The organism is Devosia sp. (genome assembly GCF_034675085.1).
Lineage (GTDB): Bacteria > Pseudomonadota > Alphaproteobacteria > Rhizobiales > Devosiaceae > Devosia.
Window position 1 is genome coordinate 1 of the sequence record NZ_JAUCDN010000344.1, and the last position, 3409, is coordinate 3409.

At 64.7% G+C, this 3409-nt stretch carries 2 protein-coding genes; one reads left to right on the forward strand and one right to left on the reverse strand.

Annotated features, from left to right (window positions below; genetic code table 11):
• Nucleotides 1–991, forward strand: a 991-nt coding sequence (locus tag VDP82_RS15975; protein ID WP_323015820.1) for an ROK family protein, incomplete at its 5' end; no start/stop codon positions are given.
• Nucleotides 992–1039: 48 nt separating this feature from the next.
• On the opposite strand, the gene gyrA is transcribed toward VDP82_RS15975, so the two are convergent.
• The coding region (gene gyrA, locus VDP82_RS15980) for a DNA gyrase subunit A (protein WP_323015821.1) at nucleotides 1040–3409 on the reverse strand (2370 nt) is incomplete at its 5' end.

The window sequence follows — 3409 nt, forward strand, 5'->3', positions numbered from 1 at the left end:
CGAGGGTGGCGTGCTCTCCCTCGGCGTCAAGATCGGGCGGCGCAGCGCCGTGCTGCTGCTGACCGATTTTCGCGGCACGGTGCGCCAGCAGTTGCAACTGACCTATCCCTATCCCCTGCCCGAGCCGATCTTCGCCTTTCTGCGGGAGGGAATCACCACCATCCTGGCGCAATGCTCACCGGCCGAGCGCAAGCGCATTTGCGGCATCGGCATCGGCACGCCGTTCGAGCTGTGGAAATGGAACGAACTGGTCGGGGCGCCGAGCAAGGAATTCATGTCCTGGCGCGAGGTGGATTTTCACGCCGAGCTGGCGCGGTTCACCGACCTGCCCGTCAGCGTCGTCAACGACGCTACGGCGGGGTGCCAGGCCGAGCATATCTACGGGCGGGGCAAGGAATTCCGCGACTACGCCTATTTCTTCATCGGCGCCTTTATCGGCGGCGGCATCGTGCTCAATCATTCGGTCTATCAGGGCAATCACGGCAATGCCGGGGCGCTGGGCTCGCTGCGCAGCTTCGGGCCGCAGGGCGAAAGCCAGCAATTGATCGACACCGCCTCCATCCACCTGCTGGAAACGCGGCTGGCCGAATTCGGCCTCGACCCCGATGGACTATGGACCCAGCCGCAGGACTGGAGCCGCTACGCCCGTTTCGTCGATCCCTGGATCGGCAGCACGGCGCAGGAACTGGCCAAGGCCAGCCTTTCGGTCTGCGCCGTCATCGATTTCGAGGCCATCCTGATCGACGGCTCTTTCCCCGATCCGGTGAAGCACGCCTTGGTCGAGCGGACGCGGCGCTATCTGGTCAATCAGGACATGCGCGGCCTCATCGCGCCGCGCGTGGAAGCCGGCATAGTCGGCGGCAACGCCCGCGCCATCGGCGCCGCCACCAGCCCGCTCTTCGAGCGCTATTTCATGAACGGCCATGCCCGGCTGCAAGCCGCCAATCCCGATTCGGCACCGCATCCGGTGCGTGTCGCCGCCGCGCGCTGAGCGGGTTTCGTCTCCACCAAAACCAAGGGGCGCCGAAGCGCCCCTTTCTTATTCTTCAGCCGGGCTTTCCGGCTCGCCCGTTTCATCGGGCTCGTCATGGCCTTCGGGCTCGCTGATATGCTCGACCGACACCACCTTCTCGCCCTCGGCCGTGTCGAAGACGATGACGCCCTGGCTGCCGCGCGAGACGATGCGGATGGGCTTGTCGCCGCCCACGGGCAGTCGGATAGTCTGGCCGCCATCGCTGATGAGCATGATCTGGTCGCTATCTTCCACCGGGAAGCTGGCAACCAGATTGCCATTACGCTTGTTGACCGCCATGGCGACGATGCCTTTGCCGCCACGTCCGGTGATCCGGTATTCGTGGCTGGAGGTGCGCTTGCCATAGCCGTTTTCAGAAATGGTGAGGATGAACTGCTCGCTGGCGCTGAGCTGGGCATAACGCTCCTGGCTCAACTCGCCGGCGACGACATCGCCCTCGTCCGAGGCGCTATCCTCGGTCTCCCCGCGCACAGCGCGGCTCATCTTGAGATAGGCGGCACGTTCTTCCGCCGTGGCGTCGGAGTGGTTGATGACCGCCATGGAGATAACCACGTCGCCATCGGCCAGCGCGATGCCGCGCACGCCCATGGAATCGCGGCCCTTGAACACGCGCACATCGTCCACCCGGAAGCGAATGGCCTGGCCCAGCGCCGTGGTCAGCAGCACGTCCTGGCTGGCGGTCGCCGTCTCGACGCCGACAATCTGGTCGCCCTCCTCGAGCTTCATGGCGATCTTGCCATTCTGGCGCACCTCGACGAAATCGGCCAGCGAATTGCGCCGCACCGTGCCGCGCGTGGTGGCGAACATGATGTCGAGGTCGGCCCAGCTGCCCTCATCCTCGGGCAGCGGCATGATGGTGGTCAGGCGCTCGCCCTGCTCCAGCGGCAGGATGTTGATCAGAGCCTTGCCGCGAGCATTGGCCTGGGCCAGCGGCAGCCGCCAGACCTTGAGCTTGTAGGCGATGCCCCGGTCGGTGAAGAACAGCACCGGGGTATGGGTATTGGCGACGAAGAGGCGGGAAACGAAATCCTCCTCCCGCGTCGCCATGCCCGAACGGCCCTTGCCGCCGCGGTTCTGCGCCCGATAGGTGGAGAGCGGAACGCGCTTGATGTAGCCCTCGTGGCTGACGGTCACCACCATGTCCTCGCGGGCGATGAGGTCTTCATCGTCGAAGTCGCCGGCGACATCGGAAATCTCGGTTCGGCGCGGGGTGGCGAACTGCTCGCGGATCTCGGTCAGCTCGTTGCGGATGATCTCCACCACGCGCTCGCGGCTGCGCAGGATATCAAGATAGTCCTCGATTTCACCGCCCAGCCCGTTGAGTTCGTCGCCGATTTCATCCCGTCCCAGCGCGGTCAGGCGGGCCAGGCGTAGCTCGAGAATGGCGCGGGCCTGCTCCTCGGAAAGGTTGAAGGTGCCGTCCTCGTTGATGCGGTGGCGCGGGTCGTCAATCAGCTTGATGAGCGGGGCAACGTCGGCGGCCGGCCAGCGGCGGGTCATCAACTGCTCGCGCGCCGTCGCCGGATCGGGCGCGGTGCGGATGAGATGAATGACCTCGTCGATATTGGCCACGGCGACGGCCAGGCCGACCAGGATATGGGCGCGATCGCGGGCCTTGTTGAGCAGGAACCGGGCACGGCGCGTCACGACCTCATGGCGGAAGTCGATGAAGCATTGCAGCATTTCGCGCAGGTTCAGCAATTGCGGCTTGCCGCCATTGAGCGCCACGAAATTGCAGCCGAAGGAAGATTGCAGCGCTGTGAAGCGATAGAGCTGGTTGAGCACCACGTCGGCCAGCGCATCGCGCTTGATCTCAACCACCACGCGCATGCCTTCGCGCGAGGATTCGTCGCGCATATCGGCAATTCCCTCGATGCGCTTGTCGCGCACCAGCTCCGCGATCTTTTCCACCAGGACCGCCTTGTTCACCTGATAGGGCAGTTCGGTGATGATGAGGGCCTCGCGCTCCTTGCGCACCTCCTCGATGCCGACGCGGCCACGCACCAGCACCGAGCCGCGCCCCGTCTCATAGGCTGACCGGATGCCGGCGCGACCCAGAATGATGCCTCCGGTGGGGAAGTCGGGGCCGGGCAGTACCTCAAGCAACTCGTCGGTAGTGGCATTCTCATTGTCGAGAAGCATCAGCACCGCGTCGATGGTTTCGCCCAGATTGTGGGTGGGCACGTTGGTGGCCATGCCTACGGCGATGCCGCCGCCGCCATTGACCAGCATGTTGGGGAAGCGCGCCGGCAGCACGGTCGGCTCTTTTTCCGAGCCATCGTAGTTGTCGCGGAAATCCACCGTGTCCTTGTCGAGATCGTCCAGCAAGGCATTGGTGATCTTCTGCATGCGCACTTCGGTGTAGCGCATGGCGGC